At 63.2% G+C, this 20,146-nt stretch carries 23 protein-coding genes; 16 read left to right on the top strand and 7 right to left on the bottom strand.

The genetic code is table 11. From position 1 onward, the window contains the following. Positions 1-3: 3 nt before the first annotated feature. The 4 genes from AC5ZG5_RS32345 to AC5ZG5_RS32330 form a co-directional block, all read right to left on the bottom strand. Positions 4-1,455 carry a type II and III secretion system protein family protein gene (locus AC5ZG5_RS32345; protein WP_456643543.1) on the bottom strand — a complete coding sequence of 484 codons (1,452 nt, stop codon included), beginning with the start codon at positions 1,453-1,455 and terminating at the stop codon, positions 4-6. Between the two features lie 41 nt (positions 1,456-1,496). Beyond that, on the bottom strand, positions 1,497-2,294 hold the full coding sequence (cpaB, locus tag AC5ZG5_RS32340) for a Flp pilus assembly protein CpaB (RefSeq protein WP_028165105.1): 798 nt from the start codon (positions 2,292-2,294) through the stop codon (positions 1,497-1,499). Between the two features lie 128 nt (positions 2,295-2,422). Continuing rightward, the gene (locus AC5ZG5_RS32335; RefSeq protein WP_028165106.1) at positions 2,423-2,947 is read right to left on the bottom strand and encodes an A24 family peptidase; all 525 of its coding nucleotides are present in this window, start codon (positions 2,945-2,947) and stop codon (positions 2,423-2,425) included. Positions 2,948-3,252: 305 nt separating this feature from the next. After that, a complete protein-coding gene (locus AC5ZG5_RS32330; protein ID WP_063623388.1) occupies positions 3,253-3,417 on the bottom strand; it encodes a Flp family type IVb pilin in 165 nt (54 codons plus the stop codon). Positions 3,418-3,902: 485 nt separating this feature from the next. Between AC5ZG5_RS32330 and AC5ZG5_RS32325 the strand changes: the two genes are divergently transcribed. The 3 genes from AC5ZG5_RS32325 to AC5ZG5_RS32315 all read left to right on the top strand — a co-directional run bounded on the left by AC5ZG5_RS32325 (position 3,903) and on the right by AC5ZG5_RS32315 (position 5,804). Further along, positions 3,903-4,418: a pilus assembly protein N-terminal domain-containing protein gene (locus tag AC5ZG5_RS32325; protein ID WP_456643542.1), complete on the top strand. Its 516-nt coding sequence runs from the start codon at positions 3,903-3,905 to the stop codon at positions 4,416-4,418. A gap of 157 nt (positions 4,419-4,575) precedes the next feature. After that, complete coding sequence (locus tag AC5ZG5_RS32320) at positions 4,576-5,157, top strand: TadE/TadG family type IV pilus assembly protein (protein ID WP_456643541.1); 582 nt, start codon at positions 4,576-4,578, stop codon at positions 5,155-5,157. 14 nt (positions 5,158-5,171) lie between these two features. Next, positions 5,172-5,804, top strand: coding sequence for a TadE/TadG family type IV pilus assembly protein (locus AC5ZG5_RS32315; RefSeq protein ID WP_496165488.1), 633 nt, complete (start codon positions 5,172-5,174; stop codon positions 5,802-5,804). 86 nt (positions 5,805-5,890) lie between these two features. Here AC5ZG5_RS32315 and AC5ZG5_RS32310 read toward each other — a convergent pair whose 3' ends face one another. The 3 genes from AC5ZG5_RS32310 to AC5ZG5_RS32300 all read right to left on the bottom strand — a co-directional run bounded on the left by AC5ZG5_RS32310 (position 5,891) and on the right by AC5ZG5_RS32300 (position 8,109). Beyond that, positions 5,891-6,103 carry a cold-shock protein gene (locus tag AC5ZG5_RS32310; RefSeq protein WP_028165110.1) on the bottom strand — a complete coding sequence of 71 codons (213 nt, stop codon included), beginning with the start codon at positions 6,101-6,103 and terminating at the stop codon, positions 5,891-5,893. Between the two features lie 262 nt (positions 6,104-6,365). Then, positions 6,366-6,656 (bottom strand): translation initiation factor IF-1, encoded by a 291-nt coding sequence (gene infA / locus AC5ZG5_RS32305; RefSeq protein ID WP_027579226.1) that lies wholly within the window; start codon positions 6,654-6,656, stop codon positions 6,366-6,368. A 25-nt stretch (positions 6,657-6,681) separates the two neighbouring features. After that, positions 6,682-8,109 (bottom strand): DEAD/DEAH box helicase, encoded by a 1,428-nt coding sequence (locus tag AC5ZG5_RS32300; protein ID WP_456643539.1) that lies wholly within the window; start codon positions 8,107-8,109, stop codon positions 6,682-6,684. 570 nt (positions 8,110-8,679) lie between these two features. Between AC5ZG5_RS32300 and urtA the strand changes: the two genes are divergently transcribed. The 13 genes from urtA (at position 8,680) to AC5ZG5_RS32235 (ending at position 20,111) form a co-directional block, all read left to right on the top strand. Then, positions 8,680-10,005, top strand: a complete 1,326-nt coding sequence (urtA, locus tag AC5ZG5_RS32295) for an urea ABC transporter substrate-binding protein (protein WP_456643538.1) — start codon at positions 8,680-8,682, stop codon at positions 10,003-10,005. Between the two features lie 91 nt (positions 10,006-10,096). Continuing rightward, positions 10,097-11,710 carry an urea ABC transporter permease subunit UrtB gene (gene urtB, locus AC5ZG5_RS32290; protein WP_456643537.1) on the top strand — a complete coding sequence of 538 codons (1,614 nt, stop codon included), beginning with the start codon at positions 10,097-10,099 and terminating at the stop codon, positions 11,708-11,710. After that, positions 11,707-12,882 carry an urea ABC transporter permease subunit UrtC gene (gene urtC, locus AC5ZG5_RS32285; protein ID WP_456643536.1) on the top strand — a complete coding sequence of 392 codons (1,176 nt, stop codon included), beginning with the start codon at positions 11,707-11,709 and terminating at the stop codon, positions 12,880-12,882. Before urtB ends, urtC begins: the two co-directional genes overlap by 4 nt. Next, the gene (gene urtD / locus AC5ZG5_RS32280; protein WP_028165115.1) at positions 12,879-13,640 is read left to right on the top strand and encodes an urea ABC transporter ATP-binding protein UrtD; all 762 of its coding nucleotides are present in this window, start codon (positions 12,879-12,881) and stop codon (positions 13,638-13,640) included. The genes urtC and urtD overlap by 4 nt, the downstream gene beginning before the upstream one ends. Before the next feature lie 3 nt (positions 13,641-13,643). Next, positions 13,644-14,339, top strand: a complete 696-nt coding sequence (gene urtE / locus AC5ZG5_RS32275) for an urea ABC transporter ATP-binding subunit UrtE (RefSeq protein WP_028165116.1) — start codon at positions 13,644-13,646, stop codon at positions 14,337-14,339. A 28-nt stretch (positions 14,340-14,367) separates the two neighbouring features. Further along, on the top strand, positions 14,368-15,204 hold the full coding sequence (locus AC5ZG5_RS32270; RefSeq protein WP_456643535.1) for an urease accessory protein UreD: 837 nt from the start codon (positions 14,368-14,370) through the stop codon (positions 15,202-15,204). Positions 15,205-15,231: 27 nt separating this feature from the next. Continuing rightward, a complete protein-coding gene (locus AC5ZG5_RS32265; RefSeq protein ID WP_456643534.1) occupies positions 15,232-15,534 on the top strand; it encodes an urease subunit gamma in 303 nt (100 codons plus the stop codon). Positions 15,535-15,666: 132 nt separating this feature from the next. Next, complete coding sequence (locus AC5ZG5_RS32260; protein ID WP_456643533.1) at positions 15,667-15,972, top strand: urease subunit beta; 306 nt, start codon at positions 15,667-15,669, stop codon at positions 15,970-15,972. Positions 15,973-16,072: 100 nt separating this feature from the next. Next, positions 16,073-16,612: an HD domain-containing protein gene (locus AC5ZG5_RS32255; protein WP_456643532.1), complete on the top strand. Its 540-nt coding sequence runs from the start codon at positions 16,073-16,075 to the stop codon at positions 16,610-16,612. A 25-nt stretch (positions 16,613-16,637) separates the two neighbouring features. Further along, positions 16,638-18,350: an urease subunit alpha gene (ureC, locus tag AC5ZG5_RS32250; protein WP_208824085.1), complete on the top strand. Its 1,713-nt coding sequence runs from the start codon at positions 16,638-16,640 to the stop codon at positions 18,348-18,350. Positions 18,351-18,398: 48 nt separating this feature from the next. Further along, on the top strand, positions 18,399-18,698 hold the full coding sequence (locus AC5ZG5_RS32245; protein ID WP_028165122.1) for a putative quinol monooxygenase: 300 nt from the start codon (positions 18,399-18,401) through the stop codon (positions 18,696-18,698). A gap of 14 nt (positions 18,699-18,712) precedes the next feature. Continuing rightward, positions 18,713-19,393 carry an urease accessory protein UreE gene (locus AC5ZG5_RS32240; RefSeq protein ID WP_456643531.1) on the top strand — a complete coding sequence of 227 codons (681 nt, stop codon included), beginning with the start codon at positions 18,713-18,715 and terminating at the stop codon, positions 19,391-19,393. Beyond that, positions 19,380-20,111 carry an urease accessory protein UreF gene (locus AC5ZG5_RS32235; RefSeq protein WP_456643618.1) on the top strand — a complete coding sequence of 244 codons (732 nt, stop codon included), beginning with the start codon at positions 19,380-19,382 and terminating at the stop codon, positions 20,109-20,111. Before AC5ZG5_RS32240 ends, AC5ZG5_RS32235 begins: the two co-directional genes overlap by 14 nt. Positions 20,112-20,146: the final 35 nt, after the last annotated feature.

Here is a 20,146-nt window from a genome sequence, read left to right as displayed (position 1 = left end):
GCCTCAGTCGGTAATGAAGCCGTAGGTGCCGCGGTAATTTCGCCCCGGCTCGGTACGGCCCGGCACGCCATAGATGCGGTTGATGCTGCCGAGGAAGTCGGCCTGCGGGTCCGAGGCGTTGGCAAAGCCGTCATCCGGTCGCGACAGGTCCTTCTGCGCCACCGCGCGCACGACATAGGGGGTCACCAGCACCATCAACTCGGTCTGGTTGTTGACGAAGTCGCGGCTGCGGAACAGCGTGCCGAGGATCGGCAGTTGGGCAAGACCCGGAAAGCCGTTGATGGCCTGCTTGGTTTGCTCCTGGATCAGGCCGGCCATCGCCATCGCGCCGCCGGAAGGGATTTCCAGGGTCGTTTCCGCGCGGCGGGTCTTGATCGAAGGAATGGTCAGCGTGTTCACCTGATTGGCGGTGACGGATTGCGAGAGCGTGATCGAATTGTCGTTCGACAGTTCGGACACTTCAGTCATCACCCGCAGGCTGATGCGGCCTTCGGTCAGCACGACCGGAGTGAAGTTCAAGGAGATGCCGAATTTCTTGAACTGGATCTGCGTGATACAGACATGGGTGACGGGGTCGCAGGAGTAGCCTGCGGGGATCGGGAATTCGCCGCCGGCGATGAAGGTGGCCGACTCGCCGGAAATGGCCGTCAGGTTCGGCTCGGCCAGCGTTCGCACCACGCCCGCGCTTTCCATCGCGCGCAGCGTTGCCGATACCGAGGGGCTGGCGCCGAACGCGGTTGTCGCCGTGTTGTTGGGCAGCAGCGGGCGACCAAAGGCGGTGAAGGGGTTGTCGTTCCTGAAACTCACCACCGCGGTGCCGTAGTTCAGGTTGGCGGTGAGGTCGATGCCGAGCTGCTTGATGATGTTGCGCGCGACCTCGGCGACGGTGACCTTGAGCATCACCTGGTCGCGGCCGCGGACCACGATCGAATTGACTACCTTTTCAGGGCCGCCGGCAAGCCGCGCGGCGAGATCGCCGGCCTGCTGCGCCTCGATCGGGCTCGATGCCGTACCGGTCAGCACCACGCCGTCGCCGACGCCGTCGATCTGGATGTCGGCATTCGGCAGCGCCTGGCGGAGCGCCGCGCGTACCCCATTGAGGTCGCGTTTAACGGCGATGTCATAGGCGGCGATCTGCGCGCCGGCAGAATCGAAGAACACGATGTTGGTCTGGCCGACCGCGGCGCCGATGATGTAGGCGCGCTGCGAGGAGCGGATCACGGCATTGGCGATCTTGGGATCGGCTACCAGCACGTCCTTGATGTCGCGCGGCAGGTCGATCACGACCGATTTGCCGACCCCGAGCGACAGGAAGCGCGCACTGGCTTGGCCGTCGGCCGCGGGCGGCGCCGCGACGCGGTAATCGCTCGCCACCACCGGCGTCAGGACCGGGTTCAGTGTGAAGGCGACGGCGGCCGAAAACGACAGGGCGCGAACGACGAAAGCCCGCATCATCGATCGATTCCCCCAGCCCTTCATTCCCTGCGCCCTTTCGCTCACTTCTGTACCGTTTGCGGGCTGGCGATGCCGTACCGGATGACGTTGATGCTTTGGCCGCGCCGGCGTGTTTGATTGTCGGCGTTGGCCTCGACGATATTGACGTCGGCGATGCTGCGCAGCGCCAGCGTCAGCGTGCCGCTCTGGCGCGCACGCGCCAGCGTTTCCGCCTGTTCGGGCTTGAGCTCGAGCGTCACGGTCTTGCCGATCAGCGCGCTGGTACCGTCCTTCTCCTTCGGCGCCTGGTCGATCGCGAGCACGCGGACATTGCTCAGGATGATCTCCGAATTGACGATGTCGGCGCCCTGGCCGTCCGGGTTCTTCTCGCGCCGGGAGAGAATGACGTCGACCCGGTCGTTCGGCAGGATGAAGCCGCCGGCAGCGGTCTCCGGCGAGATTTCGGTCGAAATCGCGCGCATGCCGGACGGCAGGATCGCGGCCATGAAGCCACTGCCATCGGCCTTCACCAGCTTCTGCTCGCGGATCGGCTCGCCGGCGATGAAGGGGGCGCGGGCAATCGAGCCGATGACGTCCTTCATGGCGTCGGCCTTGCCGTCGCGCCGCATGTACGAGCCGCTCGCGCTCGAGGCCGGCCAGGTCTGCCACTGCAAATCGTCGGCCTTGACCGACTGGCCGAGACCGATGTCGGACTTCGCGACGAGGATGTCGATGGTCGGCAGTTGCGCCGCGGGCTGGGATTTGGGAGCGGGCTGGTTATTGCTTCCGCTCGCCAGATACAGGGCCGCGAGGCCGGCAACGCCGGCGATAGCCAAGACCACAATGCGTGCGGTGTTCATTACGCTTCACTTTCCACAGGACGACGCGACGGTTCCGCCGCCGTGATCGGCAGTTGACCAGCTATTCGTCAAAGCATGGTTAATGAGGCGTATCTAAATCGCCTTAACGGGCAGTTACTTCCGCCCTTTCAACGCATTACGAAATGCGCGAAGTCGACCGCCTTCATCCACCCGGTCTCGGGATAGATCACGAGCGCGCCAAGCGCGAGCGCGATGCCGTAGGGAATGCCGGTCTCCTTGGCGTGCAGCCGCAGCAGCCAGGCCTGGCCCAGCAGCGGGTAGGGCAGCGGCCATCGTCGGAACTGGAGCAGCAGCAGCGTCAGCGCGCCGCCGAATACGGACGCATAGAGCAGATAGGGCAGGAGATGATCGAAGCCGAACCAGAGCGCAGCGCCGGCTGCAACCTTGGCGTCCCCGCCGCCAATCCAGCCGAACGCAAAGCAGGCAAATCCAGCCGCGAGCACGGCGGCGCCGGCACCGGCATGCGAAAGCACCTCGTAGAGCCCCATGCCGCTCGCAAGCGCGAGCACGACGAAGCCTGCTACGAGCGCCAGCGACACACGGTTTGAAATCGTCATGCTGACAAGGTCGCTTGCAGCCGCGAACGCCATCAGTGCGGGAAACAGCAGCAGGCGAAGAATGTCGAGGATCATGTGATTACGCGAGCCCGAGCGGTCAGGATGAGGGGCGCCTCGAATCTAGCCGCGAGAGATGAATAATCGGCGAAGGCCGGCACGTCACCAAACTGCCGCAATGCGCCAGGCGAGCGTGATAACTGCCAGTGCCAGGGCGACGCAGACGATCTGTGCGGATGCGTCGTTCAGATGACCGGCGCGAAAGGAGGCCTTTGTCGCCGCAAGTCGTGGAACGGTTGATCTACGCATATTTTCGCGGTTCAACTCGACGAAATAAGACAAAGGCCCCGGATCGCCGGGGCCTCTGTGCCGAAAAGAGCCGATTACTTCAGCCCGTTGTCCACTTGGACCAACTTGGCGTTGAGATCGGTGCCGATGACTCGAAGGGTGCCAATGATCACGACGGCAATGAGGGCGGCGATCAGACCGTATTCGATGGCGGTCGCGCCCGATTCGTCCTTAATGAAACGCGAAACGAGGTTCTTCATAGATTACTCCTGGTGTGCACGTGGCTGGTCGAACTTAGCGTTTTGGTCTCTCCGGCGTTCTCAGCACCGTGACCATGCACGCGAACCTAGGGGTGCGACAATTGCGCAGCAGTTAATTCGATTGCAGAAAGATCGTACCAAATTTGACAGTTCCGACGCAGAGTCAACGCGGGCTTAAGACAATCGATAAAATGCACATATCTTGGGTTCGATGAGAGACTCGATCGTGCTCCTCTATGGCGCGCCACGCCCAGAATGCAGCGATCGCGTCCGAGCCGCCCCATGATTGATCCTCACTGGGGAGACCTCGGTTCGACAAGCTAGATCATCGGGCAGTTCGTTTGTCCCTCCTGGAAATGAATGCGGATGAAATTGCGGAAGCGCTTTTTGCACTTCGTTCATGAATTGTTGTCAGTTTAGCTCTGTCGGGTGTCGCTTCCGCTGCGTATCGCGGTTGCCGGCTTGTCAATGCCCCGGGGTAGAGTATGTCGTTCAAGTCAGAGCTTGTCCGCACGTTGGCGGGTCTTGCCTTCAGCCTTCTCGCAGCCGCCGCCGCGGCATGGCCTTCCGCAAGCTTTGCCGCGGCCGATCCTGATCGGATCGAGGTCAATGTCGACCAGGCCAAGCTCGTCAAGCTCCCGACCGGCATCGCCACCATCGTGGTCGGCAACCCCATGATCGCCGATGTGACGCTGCAGACCGGCGGCGTCGTGGTCGTCACGGGCAAGGGTTACGGCGCCACCAATTTCATCGCGATGGACCGCAATGGCGAGATCCTGGTCGACCGCCAGATCCAGGTCCAGGGCCCGAGCGACCAGCTCGTCACCGTCTATCGCGGCATCGAGCGGGAATCCTATAGCTGCATGCCGATCTGCCAGCGCCGCGTGACGCTCGGCGACGGCGAGAACTACTTCAAGTCCACGATCGATCAGGCCGGCTCGCTCAGCACCCAGGCAAGCGGGCAGGGCGGGACCGCCCCCAAACCGGCGTCCCCCAACTAACGAAACCTGCAGAGGCCGTCGGCGGCGGCCTTGCGCTGTCCGCCCATGCTTAACGCCGACCTAACGGAACGGGTCGTGCTGTCGCGATCCGACGAAACATTTCGACAATCTGTTTCAGATAATCGTTGCGGCATCACCCCGCTACGAGACTCCTCCGATGTCACAGCCTCCAGGCTCTTTCCGGAAATTGTTGCGCCGGTTTCGCCGCGATCGTCGCGGCGTAACCGCCGTCGAATTCGCCCTCGTCGCTCCGGTGTTCTTCGTGTTGTTGTTTGCGATCATCGAGACGGCGCTGATATTCTTCGCCGGCCAGGTGCTCGAGACGATCACCCAGGATTCCGCGCGCTTGGTCCTGACCGGACAGGCGCAAAGCGGCTCGCTCACTCCGCAGGACTTCAAGAATGCGGTCTGCGCCCACAAGCTCAGTTTCATGTTCGACTGCAAGGGCATCTATGTCGACGTTCGTAGTTACCCGCAGGTCAACGTGATCAAAATCCCTAACCAGATCGGTTCGGGCGGCGCCTTCATCGATGATATGAAATACTGTCCTGGCCAAGACGGCAATTTCGTCGTGGCCAGGTTGTTCTATCAGTGGCCCGTCATCGTCACCAAGATGCTCAACTTTGGAGACGTGCTCGGCTACGACCCCTCCAATCTGAATGGCAGCAAACGCCTGTTGTCGGCAATCGCGGTCTTCAGGAACGAGCCCTTCCTAAATGGCGGGACGACATGCTCATGAGCGAAACGATGAAAATGAGGTTTCTCTCATCGATCTGGCACGTGCGCCGCACGGTCCGCAATCTCGTCAACGATTGCCGCGGCGTGGCAGCGACCGAGTTCGCGCTGATCGTGCCCATCATGCTGGTGCTGGTCTTCGGAACGATCGAGGTCAGCTCCTTCGTCGCCATCCAGCGCAAGCTGGCGCTGGTGGCGCGCGCGGCATCCGACCTGACGTCGCAATCGCTGAACAGCGTCACCACCACGGACATGCAGAATGTCTTCGCCCTGAGCGGAGCAATCCTGTTGCCTTATTCCTTGACACCGCTGACCGCGACCGTCTCGGAAGTATTCATCGACAAGAACGGCATCGCGAAGATCCAGTGGAGCCAGTCGGCCACCGTCACAATGAGCGGCTCGCCGACAGCCGCGCTTCAGAATTCGCCGCACAAGCCGAATGATACGGTACCGGTTCCACCGGGGTTATTGATACCGAATACCTGGCTGATCTGGAGCGAGGTCAGTTACAAATACAAGTCGCTAACTGGTTACGTGCTCAAGACCGAGATTCCATGGCAAGACCAAGCCTACACCCGGCCGAGACAGTCGCCCTGCGTCGACTATCCGCCGCCCACCAAGCCAAGCAGTAGCTGCACGCCGGTTTCTTAAAGCGAAAAGCCGCGCGGTCGGCGCGGCTTCTCTTTGTTCAGTGTTCTTGATGCGTATGGGCGCTGCGGACGCAGGCCCGTCGTCGGTCAGCCCGCCGAACGCAGATTGTCGGCGGCGGATTTGCCGGACCGACGATCGGACACGATCTCGTAGGAGATCTTCTGGCCTTCGCGCAGCGTGCCCAAGCCAGCGCGCTCGACAGCGCTGATGTGCACGAACACGTCGTTGCCGCCGTCATCGGGCTGAATGAAGCCGTAGCCCTTGGTTGCGTTAAACCACTTCACGGTTCCCATGCTCACGGGATAGTCCCTTCTCAGATAGACAAGTCAAAGCCCGCTTGTGGCAGGCTGGTGGATCGAATTTTGGAAGGGTCGTCAGCGCCGAACCGGGATACCGGTGGATGGCTAATGTCGTCCGGCCGAAAATCGATTAACCCGATATTATGCGAAAAACGGGCCTAAAACAATCCTGACGTGCGCGGATTTCGTTCGAACGTGGAAACCGCAGGGATCGCGCAAGACGTCAGGGCGTCGTGCGCGATTCCGGACGGCTTCGGGCACGTCAGCGGCGGCGGAACTGGCCGCCCCGTGGCGGCTGGCCGCGTGGCGGGCCGCCGGGCGAACTCGGGCGTTCATCCTTGTGACGGAAAATCAGCCGCCCCTTCTCGAGGTCGTAGGGCGACATTTCAATCGTAACCCGGTCGCCGGCCAGCGTCTTGATGCGGTTCTTCTTCATCTTGCCGGCCGTGTAGGCGACAATCTCGTGTCCGGTATCGAGTTGCACGCGATAGCGTGCGTCGGGGAGGATTTCGGTCACCAGCCCCTCGAACTGGATCAGCTCTTCCTTAGCCATGTGGTTCTCCAGAATCGATAGACGGCTAGTGCTGCGTTTGGTTGTTGCGGTTGGGCTGCGGTTTCGCCCGGCTTTCGCGGTGCAAGAAGGCGACGCCTTGAATGCCGCCCTGCTTACCCTCGCTCTTGCCGATCTGCGGCGGACGTGGCGACTCGCCCCGGTTCGCCTGTGGCGCGCCATTCTTACCACCTCGACGGCGGCGGCGGCGAGGGCCTTTTGCTGCCTGAGGTGATTCATTTCCTCTGGTCTGATGGGGGCGCTGAGCCGATCGTCCAGCCGCCCGATGTGGGGCGGCGGGAGCAGGCGCCTGCTCGCGACTGCCCGGTGTACGGCGATCTTCGCGCGGCAGCGCCACCCGGATCAGCCGTTCGATGTCGCGCAAGTATCCCATCTCCTCTGCGCCCGCGATCAGCGAGATTGCAACGCCGTCGGCGCCGGCGCGTGCGGTGCGGCCGATGCGGTGCACATAGGTCTCCGGCACGTTGGGCAGGTCGTAATTGACGACATGGCTGATGCCGTCGACGTCGATGCCGCGCGCGGCGATGTCGGTCGCGACCAAGGTGCGGATTTCGCCGGAACGAAATGCCGCCAGCGTGCGCTCGCGGTGATTCTGCGACTTGTTGCCGTGTATAGCGTTAGCCGCGATGCCGGCCTTCTCCAGCCCCTTCACCACCTTGTCGGCACCGTGCTTGGTGCGGGTGAACACCAGCGCGCGGTTGACCGGTTCCTGCTTCAGCAGTTGCGCCAGTATGGCGGGCTTGGCGGTGAAATCGACCTGGATGATGCGCTGCGTGACGCGCTCGGCGGTCGAGGACACCGGTGTTACCGCCACGCGGGCCGGATCACGCAGCATCGCTTCGGCGAGCTCGGCGATATCCTTCGGCATCGTCGCCGAGAAGAACAGCGTCTGTCGCTTCTGCGGCAGCTTGGCGACGATCTTCCTGATGTCGTTGATGAAGCCCATGTCGAGCATGCGGTCGGCTTCATCGAGCACCAGGAACTCGACCTGGTTGAGCTTCAAGCCGTTGCTCTGCACGAGGTCGAGCAGGCGGCCGGGGGTGGCGACCATGACCTCGACGCCCTGCATCACCGAGCGGACCTGCCGGCCCATCGGCACGCCGCCGATCGCGAGCGCGGAAGAGAGGCGGATGTGGCGGCCATAGGCATTGAAGCTGTCGAGGATCTGCCCCGACAATTCGCGGGTCGGCGAGAGCACCAGCACGCGGCATGACTTCGGCTGCACCTTGCTGCGGTTCTCCAGCAGCCGGTTGAGGATCGGCAGCGCGAAGGAAGCGGTCTTGCCAGTGCCGGTTTGCGCAATGCCGATCACATCGCGGCCTTCGAGCGCGAGCGGAATGGTCTGGGCCTGGATCGGAGTGGGGGTGACGTAGTTCTCTTCCCGAAGCGCGCGGGCGATGGGATCGGCAAGGCCGAAATCCTGAAAGGAGGTCAAAAGGGAGGTCTTTCCATCAAAACGTCAGGCGCGCCGGCCATGTTGGCCGGGCGCGTGAGGGCATCAGTGATACCCGCGTGTTTGGGGCATCGGTGCTGTTGGCTGATCAAAGGCAAGCCAAAAGCCGCCGAGGCTGGTTGGAACCAAGGCGGCCTAGAACACGCAAGCTTGCGCCGACCCGGCGATTCGCGCGGGACATACAGTCATATGGAACATGAACGCGGCACTTTCAAGGTAAACTCTCCTCGGATTGGGTCGGCCTCGGGAGCGAAGTTGCTATTGCAGGGGCGAGTCCGATGTCGCGACAGCGTCACAATTGGCTGCCGGAAATTTAGCCAGCTCGGTTTAATTGCTCAGAAAATGAACTGATTGCCGCTTTGGCATACATTTTTGTTGCCTAATAATTGGGCAGCCGTTCTCTGCATTCTTCCTGAAACGCCAAATTGCGGTGCGCCAGCAGTGGCTTAAGCGGTGCCTCCACCGTGGCATGGTTCTTGCGATTCCTTTTGTCGCAGGCGGCCGTGGGGCCGTTCGCATGCGTTCACGCCTGCGTCAGGGAGATGACATTTCATGATCACACAGCTTACTCACGATATAGCAACGCTGAGCCGCCGCGGCTGGCTCGCGGCCGCCGCGGGTCTGGTTTTGGGCCTGGCGTCGTCGCCATTTTCTCCGGCCAAAGCGGCCGACGACACCATCAAGATCGGCGTCCTGCATTCACTCTCCGGCACCATGGCCATCAGCGAGACCACGCTGAAGGATACGATTCTCTTCCTGATCGACGAGCAGAACAAGAAAGGCGGCGTGCTCGGCAAGAAGCTCGAGGCTGTCGTCGTCGATCCCGCATCGAACTGGCCGCTGTTCGCGGAAAAGGCGCGCGAACTCATCACCAAGGACAAGGTCGCGGTCGTGTTCGGCTGCTGGACCTCGGTGTCGCGCAAATCCGTCCTTCCGGTGTTCAAGGAGCTGAACAACATCCTGTTCTACCCCGTGCAGTATGAGGGCGAAGAGTCCGAGCGCAACGTGTTCTACACCGGCGCTGCTCCGAACCAGCAGGCGATCCCCGCGGTCGACTACCTGATGAAGGACGAGAAGGTGAAGCGCTGGGTGCTGGCGGGCACCGACTACGTCTATCCGCGCACCACCAACAAGATCCTGGAAGCCTACTTGAAGTCGAAGGGCGTCAAGCAGGAAGATATCATGATCAATTACACGCCGTTCGGTCATAGCGACTGGCAGACAATCGTGGCCGACATCAAGAAGTTCGGCTCGGCCGGCAAGAAGACGGCGGTGGTCTCCACCATCAACGGCGACGCCAACGTTCCCTTCTACAAGGAGCTCGGCAACCAGGGCATCAAGGCGACCGACATCCCGGTGGTCGCGTTCTCGGTCGGTGAGGAAGAACTCGCCGGCATCGACACCAAGCCGCTGGTCGGCCATCTCGCCGCCTGGAACTACTTCGAGTCGATCAAGACCCCCGCCAACGAGAAGTTCATCAAGGACTGGCAGGCCTACACCAAGAATCCGAAGCGCGTGACCAACGACCCGATGGAAGCGCACTACATCGGCTTCAACATGTGGGTGAAGGCGGTCGAGAAGGTGAAGTCGACCGATCCGGACAAGGTGATCGACGCGCTGCCCGGCATCGAAGCGCCGAACCTGACCGGCGGTGTCTCCAAGATGCTGCCGAACCACCACATCACCAAGCCGGTGTTCATCGGCGAGATCAAGGGCAACGGCCAGTTCGACGTGGTGTGGAAGACTCCCGGCCTCGTCGCGGGCGATGCCTGGTCGAAGGAGCTCGAGGGCTCCAGGGACCTGATCGGCGACTGGGTCGGCAAGAAGTGCGGCAACTGGAACACCAAGACCAACAAGTGCGGCGGTCAGGGCTCCTGATCTGATCCGTTCATTCAACAACCTTCCAAGAGACTGGAGAAGGCGGCGGTGTTCGTCGCCTTCTCCTCACCACTCCTGCCGGGGTCGTCACGTGTTTGGCTATTTCCTTGAGCGTTTTCGCGCGCTCGTTCTTTCAGTCCTGCTGATTGCCTGCTTCGCGCTGCCCGCCTTCGCGGGCCCGTTCGAGGATGCGGTCGCCAAGTTCGCCAATGACGAATTTTCCGATACCGCGGAAGCGATCGAGGCGGTCGCAAGCTCGGGCAATCCGCTCGCCTTCCCGATCATCTCGGCGCTCCAGGAAGAGCGGCTGTCGGCCGATCCTGAGAGCAAGAAAGTCTTCATCACCCAGGCAGACGGCAAGATCATCGATGCCGCCACCGGCGCTGTGGTCGACAAGCTGCCGGACAATGCGGCGTCCGTCCGTCTCAACAACCGCCTGCGCCGCACGGTCGAGGCCGCGCTTGGCAGCCTGACGCTGCTCTCGCCCGACCCGGCGAAGCGCGTCGCTGCCGCGCAATCCGTTTTCAAGAGCCATGACGAGAACGCGCTTCCCGTGGTGGAGGGCGCGCTTGCGAAGGAGACCGACAAGGCGGCCAAGCAGGCGTTCACCGAGGCCCGTGCAGCGATCATCCTGTTCAAGTCTGACGCCTCCGATAACGACAAGCTCGACGCTGTCGCGGTCATCAAGGCCCGCGGCGACCAGGAAACGCTGGCGCTACTCACCAGCGTGGGCTCCGACCAGCCGCCGCTGGTGGCGCAGGCCATCACCGGCGCGATCTCCTCGATCCAGAGCAATCTGGCGATGTGGTCGGCGGTGCAGAACGCCTGGTATGGTCTCTCGCTCGGCTCGGTGCTGCTGCTGGCGGCGATCGGGCTTGCCATCACCTTCGGTGTGATGGGCGTCATCAACATGGCGCATGGCGAGATGGTGATGATAGGCGCCTACACCACCTTCGTGGTGCAGGAGGTGATTCGCACCCGCTATCCCGGCCTGTTCGACTATTCGCTCCTGATCGCCGTGCCGCTGGCTTTCCTGGTCGCGGGCGGGATCGGCGTTGCGATCGAGCGCAGCATCATCCGCTTCCTCTACGGCCGTCCGCTGGAAACGCTGCTGGCGACATGGGGCCTGTCGCTGGTGCTGCAGCAGGCGGTGCGCACCGTATTCGGTCCGACCAACCGCGAGGTTGGCAACCCCTCCTGGATGAGCGGCGCGTTCGAGCTTGGCCAGATCACCATCACCTATAACCGGCTCTGGATCCTCTGCTTCACGCTCGCGGTGTTCGTGATCCTGCTCGCGATGCTGCGCTACACGGCGCTCGGGCTCGAGATGCGCGCGGTGACCCAGAACCGCCGCATGGCGGCCTCGATGGGCATTGCCACCTCCCGCGTCGACGCGCTGACCTTCGGCCTCGGCTCGGGGATTGCCGGCATCGCCGGCGTCGCGCTGTCGCAGATCGACAATGTCAGCCCCAATCTCGGCCAGAGCTACATCATCGACAGTTTCATGGTCGTCGTGTTCGGCGGCGTCGGCAATCTCTGGGGCACGCTGGTCGGCGCCTTCACGCTGGGGATCGCCAACAAGTTCCTGGAGCCGGTCGCCGGCGCCGTGCTCGGCAAGATCGCCATCCTGGTCCTGATCATCCTGTTCATCCAGAAGCGGCCGCGCGGCCTGTTCGCGCTGAAAGGGCGGGCGGTGGAAGCATGAGCGCGCATGTCCTCACCCGCTCGCTTGACCGCGCCGCGACCGCCTTCATCCTGATCGTCGCGGCCGTCGGCATCCTGGTCCCGTTGTCGAACCTGTTGCTGCCGCAGGGCTCGTTCCTGCAGGTGCCGACCTATCTGGTCGCGCTGTGGGGCAAATATGCCTGCTACGCCATCCTCGCGCTCTCCATCGATTTGATCTGGGGCTATTGCGGCATCCTCTCGCTCGGCCACGGCGCCTTCTTCGCGCTCGGCGGCTACGCCATGGGCATGTATCTGATGCGCCAGATCGGCAGCCGCGGTGTTTATGGCAACCCGATCCTGCCTGATTTCATGGTGTTCCTGAACTGGGACAAGCTGCCCTGGTACTGGTACGGCTTCGACATGTTCCCCTTCGCGGCGCTGATGGTGCTGCTGGTGCCGGGCCTGCTCGCCTTCTGCTTCGGCTGGCTCGCCTTCCGCTCCCGCGTCACCGGGGTCTATCTCTCGATCATCACCCAGGCGATGACCTATGCGCTGCTGCTTGCCTTCTTCCGCAACGATTTCGGCTTCGGCGGCAACAACGGCCTGACCGACTTCAAGGACATCCTGGGCTTCAACGTCCAGGCCGACGGCACCCGCGCCGCTTTGTTCGCGCTGAGCTGCCTGGCGCTGATCATCGGTTTCCTGATCTGCCGGGCGATCGTGACCTCGAAGCTCGGCAAGGTCTTGATCGCAGTGCGTGACGCCGAAAGCCGCACCCGCTTCCTCGGCTACCGCGTCGAATCCTACAAGCTGTTCGTGTTCACGCTGTCGGCCTGCATGGCCGGCGTTGCGGGCGCGCTTTATGTGCCGCAGGTCGGCATCATCAATCCGAGCGAATTCGCGCCGGGCAATTCAATTGAGGCGGTGATCTGGGTCGCGGTCGGCGGCCGCGGCACGCTGGTCGGCGCTGCGCTTGGCGCCGTCGTCGTCAACTATGCCAAGACGTTCTTCACCTCAGGGCCACTCGCGCCGTACTGGCTGTTCATGCTGGGCGCGCTGTTCATCCTGGTGACGCTGCTGCTGCCGAAGGGCATCGTTGGCACCTTCAATTCCTGGTGGGAGCCATGGAGGGCGCAGCGCGTCGCGGCCGTGGAAAGCGCCGCGCGCGAGGATGGCATCAGCGAACCCAATTCGGCGGAGCAGGCGCAATGAACGTGATGGATACCCGTGCCACGTCCGCGATGCTCTATCTCGATGGCGTGCACGTTTCCTTCGACGGCTTCCACGCCATCAACAACCTCTCGCTCGCGCTCGAGCCCGGCGAGATGCGCGCCATCATCGGCCCGAACGGCGCCGGCAAGACCACGATGATGGACATCATCACCGGCAAGACCAAGCCGGATGAAGGCACCGTGCTGTTCGACGGGGTCACCGACCTGACCCGGCTGGACGAGACCCGCATCGCCGAGCTCGGTATCGGTCGCAAATTCCAGAAGCCGACGGTGTTCGAAAGCCAGACCGTGCAGGACAATCTCCTGCTCGCGCTCAATGTCGACCACAGCGTGCGCGGCACGCTGTTCTGGCGCGAGAGCAGGGCCGAGACCGAGCGCATCCAGAAAGTGCTGGAGACCATCCGTTTGACCGACGCGCGCAACCGTCTCGCCGGCAGTCTGTCGCACGGCCAGAAACAGTGGCTGGAGATCGGCATGCTGCTGGCGCAGGATCCGAAGCTGCTATTGGTCGACGAGCCCGTTGCCGGAATGACCGATGTCGAGACCCACCAGACCGCGGAGCTGCTCAAGGAGATCAACAAGGACCATACCATCATGGTGGTCGAGCACGACATGACCTTCGTGCGCGAGCTCGGCGTCAAGGTGACCTGCCTGCATGAAGGCACGGTGCTGGCGGAGGGGAGCATCGACCAGGTGTCGTCGAACGAGCGGGTTGTCGAAGTGTATCTGGGTAGGTAAGCGATGTTGAAGGTCGAGAACATCAACCTTTTCTATGGCGCAGCGCAGGCGCTGCGCGGCGTCTCGCTGTCGGCCGAACCCGGCAAGGTCACCTGCGTGCTCGGGCGCAACGGCGTCGGCAAGACCTCGCTGCTTCGCGCGATGGTCGGCCAATATCCGATCGCGTCGGGCTCTATCGAGTTCGACGGCAGCGACATCACCGGTTTGAGGCCGTATGAGCGCGCGCGGCGCGGCATCGGTTTCGTGCCGCAGGGCCGCGAGATCTTTCCGCTGCTGACGGTGGAGGAAAATCTCAAGACCGGCTTCGGTCCGCTCAAGCGCGAGAACCGTTTCATCCCGGACGACGTGTTCTCGCTGTTTCCGGTGCTGCAATCGATGCTCGGCCGCCGCGGCGGCGACCTCTCCGGCGGCCAGCAACAGCAACTGGCGATCGGCCGCGCGCTGGTGATGCGGCCGAAACTGTTGCTTTTGGACGAGCCGACCGAGGGCATCCAACCCTCGATCATCAAGGACATCGGCCGCGCCATCTCCTATTTGCGCAATCTCGGCAACATCGCGATCGTGCTGGTCGAGCAATATCTCGATTTCGCCTGCGAGCTCGGCGACTCCTTTGCGGTGATGGATCGTGGCGCGGTGAAATATGCCTGCGACCGCTCCAATCTCGATCCCGCTGAAATCTCCCGCCAAATGGCGCTATAAGGGACGCAACCGGCCAACGGGGGGACGGATGCACACCGAGAATGCACGCGCTGATGCAGCGACCTTTGCGGCCAACCGTGCTCGCGGCGCGGTGCGGTTCGGTGTGCACCTGCAGGATGGTGTTACCCGCCGCGGCGACTTGCACGAATCCGGCTCGCTGCGGGTGCGTTTTCCGTCGCCGGAGGGCGAGGGGCTGTCGGCGGTGTTCGTCAATACCGCTGGCGGGGTTGCCGGCGGTGATCGCTTTGACATCGATATCGCTGCTGGTGAGGGCGCGCGGCTGACGCTGACGACAGCCGCCGCCGAGAAAGTCTATCGTGCGGCCGGACCCGCCGCCCAGCTCAATATCGCGCTGAAAGCCGCGACCGGTTCGCATCTGTCCTGGCTGCCGCAGGAGACCATCCTGTTCGACCGCGCCCGGATTTCGCGGCGGATCGATATCGACCTCTCGGAGGGCGCGTCGCTGCTGCTGTGCGAAATCGTGGTGTTCGGCCGCTCGGCCATGGGCGAGACCATGCGCCATGGCGAATTCGTCGACCGCTGGCGGATGCGCCGCGGTGGTAGATTGGTGTTTGCCGAGACCATCCGGCTCGACGGCAATATCGGTGAAAAGCTAGCCCTATCAGCTGTCGCCAATGGCGGCGTCGCGATCGGCACTGCGCTGATCGTGCCCGGAGATGAGGCGGTCGTGGAGCGTATACGCGAGGCGCAGGATTCCTTCCGTGGTGAAGTCGGCGTCTCCTGCTGGAATGGGTTTGCAATGGCGCGGTTCTGTGCCCAAGATGCGATGAGGCTGCGCGCCGACATGATGACGGTGCTCGGCCGCGCCTCCGCCGTCCCGCTGCCGAGGCTGTGGCTCAACTAATCATTCGAAAACCATCAGAGTGCCCGCATGAATTTGTCTCCCCGCGAAAAGGACAAGCTCCTGGTCTCGGTGGCCGCCATGGTGGCGCGCCGCAGGCTCGAACGCGGCGTCAAGCTGAACCATCCCGAGGCTATCGCCCTGATCACCGACTTCATCGTCGAGGGCGCGCGCGATGGCCGCACCGTCGCCGACCTGATGCAGGCCGGCGCGCAGGTCCTGACCCGGGCGCAGGTGATGGAGGGAATTGCCGAGATGATCCACGACATCCAGGTGGAGGCGACGTTCCCGGACGGGACGAAGCTCGTCACCGTGCACGAGCCGATCCGGTGAGGAGCGCAAGTCCATCAATGTTGTCATGCCCGGGCTCGACCCGGGCATCCACGCCCTTCGGGCTGAGCGGTGAGACGTGGATTGCCGGTCAAGCCCGGCCATGACGCAGCAGAGCGATACGAGGTAGCACACATGATCCCCGGCGAACTCTTCATCCAGGACGGCGAGATCGAGCTCAATGCCGGCCGCAAGACCGTGACGCTCACCGTCGCCAACACCGGTGACCGCCCGATCCAGGTCGGCTCGCACTACCATTTCTTCGAGACCAACCCGGTCCTCAAATTCGACCGCAAGAAAGCCCGCGGCATGCGCCTCGACATCGCCGCCGGCACCGCGGTCCGCTTTGAACCGGGCCAGACCCGCGACGTCCAGCTCGTCGCCCTCGCAGGCAAACGCGTCATCCACGGCTTCCGCGGCGAGGTGAAGGGCAAGCTGTGATCCTTGGCGCCAAGTTCGCTGTCGCCCGGCCGTCCCCTCTTTCGCAAGGCAGGAACGGAGTGCGCGGTGGCGCGGTTGAGGCAAAAAGGAGTTTTTCCCCATGCCGCAGCCAATCCGCCTCATCTCCGAAGCCGCCGAGTTCGCCGCGCATCGCCACACGGGCATGGCCCGCAAGGGGCGTGGCAATGAACCGTATATCAACCACCTCGCCGAGGTCGCGAACCTGCTCGCAACAGCGACCGATGGCGCCGACGCCGAACTGGTGGCGGCCGGCTGGCTGCACGACACGGGCGAGGACACCGACGCCACGGGCGAGGAACTGGCGGCAAAATTTAGCGAGCGCGTCGCCGCGCTCGTGGTCGAGGTGACCGACGACATGACGTTGTCGAAGACCCAGCGCCGGCAAAAGCAGATTGAGGACGCCCCGCACAAATCGCCCGGCGCCAAGATGATCAAGATCGCGGACAAGATCAGCAACACGCGCGCCCGAATCGGGCCAAACCTGAGCGAAGACGAGCGCGAAGATCTCGCCGCCTATGTCATATGGGCCGAAAAAGTCGTCGCCGGATGTCGGGGCGTCAACCCGATGCTCGATGCCAAATTTGATGAAGCCGCCAAAACCGCGAAAAGCGCGTTTTGAAGGCAAGTGAAGTAGGGGGCTTACAGTGTCCGTGAAGATCAAACGTTCCGTCTATGCCGACATGTTCGGGCCCACCACCGGCGATCGTGTGCGACTCGCAGACACCGATCTCATCATCGAGGTGGAGAAGGATTTCACCACCTATGGCGAGGAGGTGAAGTTCGGCGGCGGCAAGGTGATCCGCGACGGCATGGGGCAGTCGCAGGTCACGAGCGCGCAAGGGGCGGCGGATACCGTCATCACCAACGCGCTGATCGTCGACCATTGGGGCATCGTGAAGGCCGACGTCGCGATCAAGGAAGGCATGATTTCGGCGATCGGCAAGGCCGGCAATCCCGACATCCAGCCCAATGTGGACATCATCATCGGTCCCGGCACCGACGTGATCGCGGGCGAGGGCAAGATCCTCACCGCAGGGGGATTCGACAGCCACATCCATTTCATCTGCCCGCAGCAGATCGAGCATGCATTGATGAGCGGCGTCACCTCGATGCTGGGCGGCGGCACCGGCCCTTCGCACGGCACCTTTGCGACGACCTGCACGCCGGGCCCATGGCACATGGGCCGGATGATCCAGTCGTTCGACGCCTTCCCGGTCAATCTCGGCATTTCCGGCAAGGGCAACGCATCGCGGCCGGCGGCGCTGGTCGAGATGATCAAGGGCGGCGCCTGCGCGCTGAAGCTGCATGAGGACTGGGGCACGACGCCGGCGGCGATCGACAACTGTCTTGCGGTCGCTGACGATCACGATATCCAGGTGATGATCCACACCGACACGCTCAACGAATCCGGCTTCGTCGAGGATACGGTGAAGGCGTTCAAGGGCCGCACTATCCATGCCTTCCACACCGAGGGCGCCGGCGGCGGCCACGCGCCTGACATCATCAAGATCGCCGGGCTGAAGAACGTGCTGCCGTCCTCGACCAACCCGACGCGCCCGTTTACGCGCAACACCATCGACGAGCATCTGGACATGCTGATGGTGTGCCACCACCTCGATCCCTCGATCGCCGAAGATCTCGCCTTTGCCGAAAGCCGCATCCGCAAGGAGACGATCGCAGCGGAAGATATCCTGCACGATCTCGGCGCGCTCTCGATGATGTCCTCGGATTCGCAGGCCATGGGCCGGCTCGGCGAGGTCATCATCCGCACCTGGCAGACCGCGGACAAGATGAAGAAGCAGCGCGGATCGCTGCCGCAGGAGAAGGGCAACAACGACAATTTCCGCGTCAAGCGCTACATCGCCAAATACACCATCAACCCCGCGATCGCGCATGGCGTCTCCAAGCTGATCGGTTCGGTCGAGAAGGGCAAGCTCGCCGACCTCGTGCTGTGGTCGCCGGCGTTCTTCGGCGCCAAGCCGGACCTGATCATCAAGGGCGGCTCGATCGTGGCGGCGCCGATGGGCGACCCCAACGCCTCGATCCCGACCCCGCAGCCGGTGCATTACCAGCCGATGTTTGCGGCGTACGGAAAATCGCTCACCGCATCCTCGGTGGTCTTCACGTCCAAGGCGGCGGTCGCCGGCGGGCTGGCGCGCAAGCTTGGTATCGGCAAGAAGCTCTATGCGGTCCAGAACACGCGCGGCAAGATCTCCAAGAAGAGCATGATCCACAATGACGCCACGCCCAGGATCGAGGTCGATCCGGAGACCTATGAGGTGCGCGCCGACGGCGAGCTTCTGACCTGCGCGCCCGCCGAGGTGCTGCCGCTGGCGCAGCGCTATTTCATGTTCTAAAACCTCTCCGGCAAATACGCCCAGAAACCAAAGCCGGGAGGAAATTCCGTGATCTACGTCGTCGCCACACTGACCATTAAGCCTGAAACGCGCGCCGAATTCATTGCGGCCGCCACCGCCTGCATCAAGGAGACGCGGAAGGAGCCCGGCAATATCGCCTATGATCTGCACGAGAGCGTCACCGATCCGACCAAGATGGTGTTCGTCGAGCAGTGGGAGAATGCCGAGGCGCTGGTGCCGCACCGCACCGCCGATCACATGAAGACCTTTGGCCGCGTCGCCGTGAAGTGCTTCTCGGCCCCGCCGAAGATCGAAGTGATCACGCCTGAGAAGGTCGAAGTCCGCTAAGAGAGTAGGCCAATATGATCCGCGCGACGTCCGTCAAGCCGCAACACCGCTGGAATGAGCCGGCGGCCGACACCGTGGTGCTCGATTTCGACGACCGCCACCGCCGTCGGATGGCGATGACGGGCACGCGCGGATTGGAGTTCCTGCTCGATCTCGAGAACGCGATCGCGCTGCGCGGCGGCGACGCGTTGGTCCTGGAGGACGGCCGGCTGGTCGAGGTGGTCGCCGCGCCCGAGCCGCTTCTGGAGATCCGCGGCGCCGACCCGCACCATCTGATCCGCGTCGCCTGGCATCTCGGCAACCGCCATCTGCCGACGCAGATCATGAAGAAGGGCCTGCGCATCCGGCGCGATCACGTCATCGAGGCGATGGTGAAGGGGCTGGGTGCACGCGTGATCGAGATCGAGGCGCCGTTCGATCCCGAAGGCGGCGCCTATGCCGGCCATGCGCATGAAGGCGACGCGGCCGCGCATCACCACACCGGCCATGACCATGCGCATGATCATGGCCACGATGATCATCACCACCATCACGGTGCTCACGATCACCATCACCACGGTGATCACCATCACCACGGTGATCACCATCACCACGGTGATCACCATCACCACGGTGATCACGATCACCACGACGAGCATTGCGACCACGACCATCACCACCATCACGACCACTCCCATGCTCATGACCACAAATGAGCTGCCGCGCAGCGAGGCGTGGGGTGGGATGACGGAGAGCGAGGCCGCCTCGCTCTACCGTTTGATGACCTGGCTGTCGCCGTCATTCCCGGTCGGGGCCTTCTCCTATTCCAGCGGCCTCGAATGGGCGGTCGAGGCCGGCGACATCAAGGATACCGCCTCACTGCGCGGCTGGCTCGCCGCGATGCTGAGCGACGGCTCCGGCTTCTGCGATGGTGTGTTCCTCGCCCAGACCCATCGGGCGACCATGGCGCACGACCTTGGAAGGCTCCGCGAGATCGCCGAGCTGGCCGCCGCCTTCGTGCCCTCGCGCGAGCGCCAGCTCGAGACCACGACGCAGGGCCGCGCCTTCATCGACACGGCGCGCGCCGCCTGGTCCTCGCCCGGCCTCGACGAGTTCATCGCCGCCTGCGACGGCGCGATCGTCTATCCCGTCGCGGTCGGCCTGGTCAGCGCCGCGCACGACATTCCGCTTGCGCCGGTGCTGCACGCGTTCTTCCATGCGGTGGTCTCGAACTGGATCTCCGCCGGCGCCCGCCTGATCCCGCTCGGCCAGACCGACAGTCAGCGCGTGCTTGCCACTCTCGAACCGGTGGTCAGTGCGACCGCAACACGTGCGGGCGGGGCTTCGCTCGACGATCTCGGCAGTGCCACCTTCCGCGCCGATCTCGCCAGCCTGCGCCACGAGACGCAATATACGAGGCTGTTCCGGTCATGATGTATTTGTCGTTCCCGCGTTCCGCCGTCATTGCG

The organism is Bradyrhizobium sp. Ses1 (genome assembly GCF_059512365.1).
This window is presented reverse-complemented; position numbering and strand designations above follow the sequence as displayed.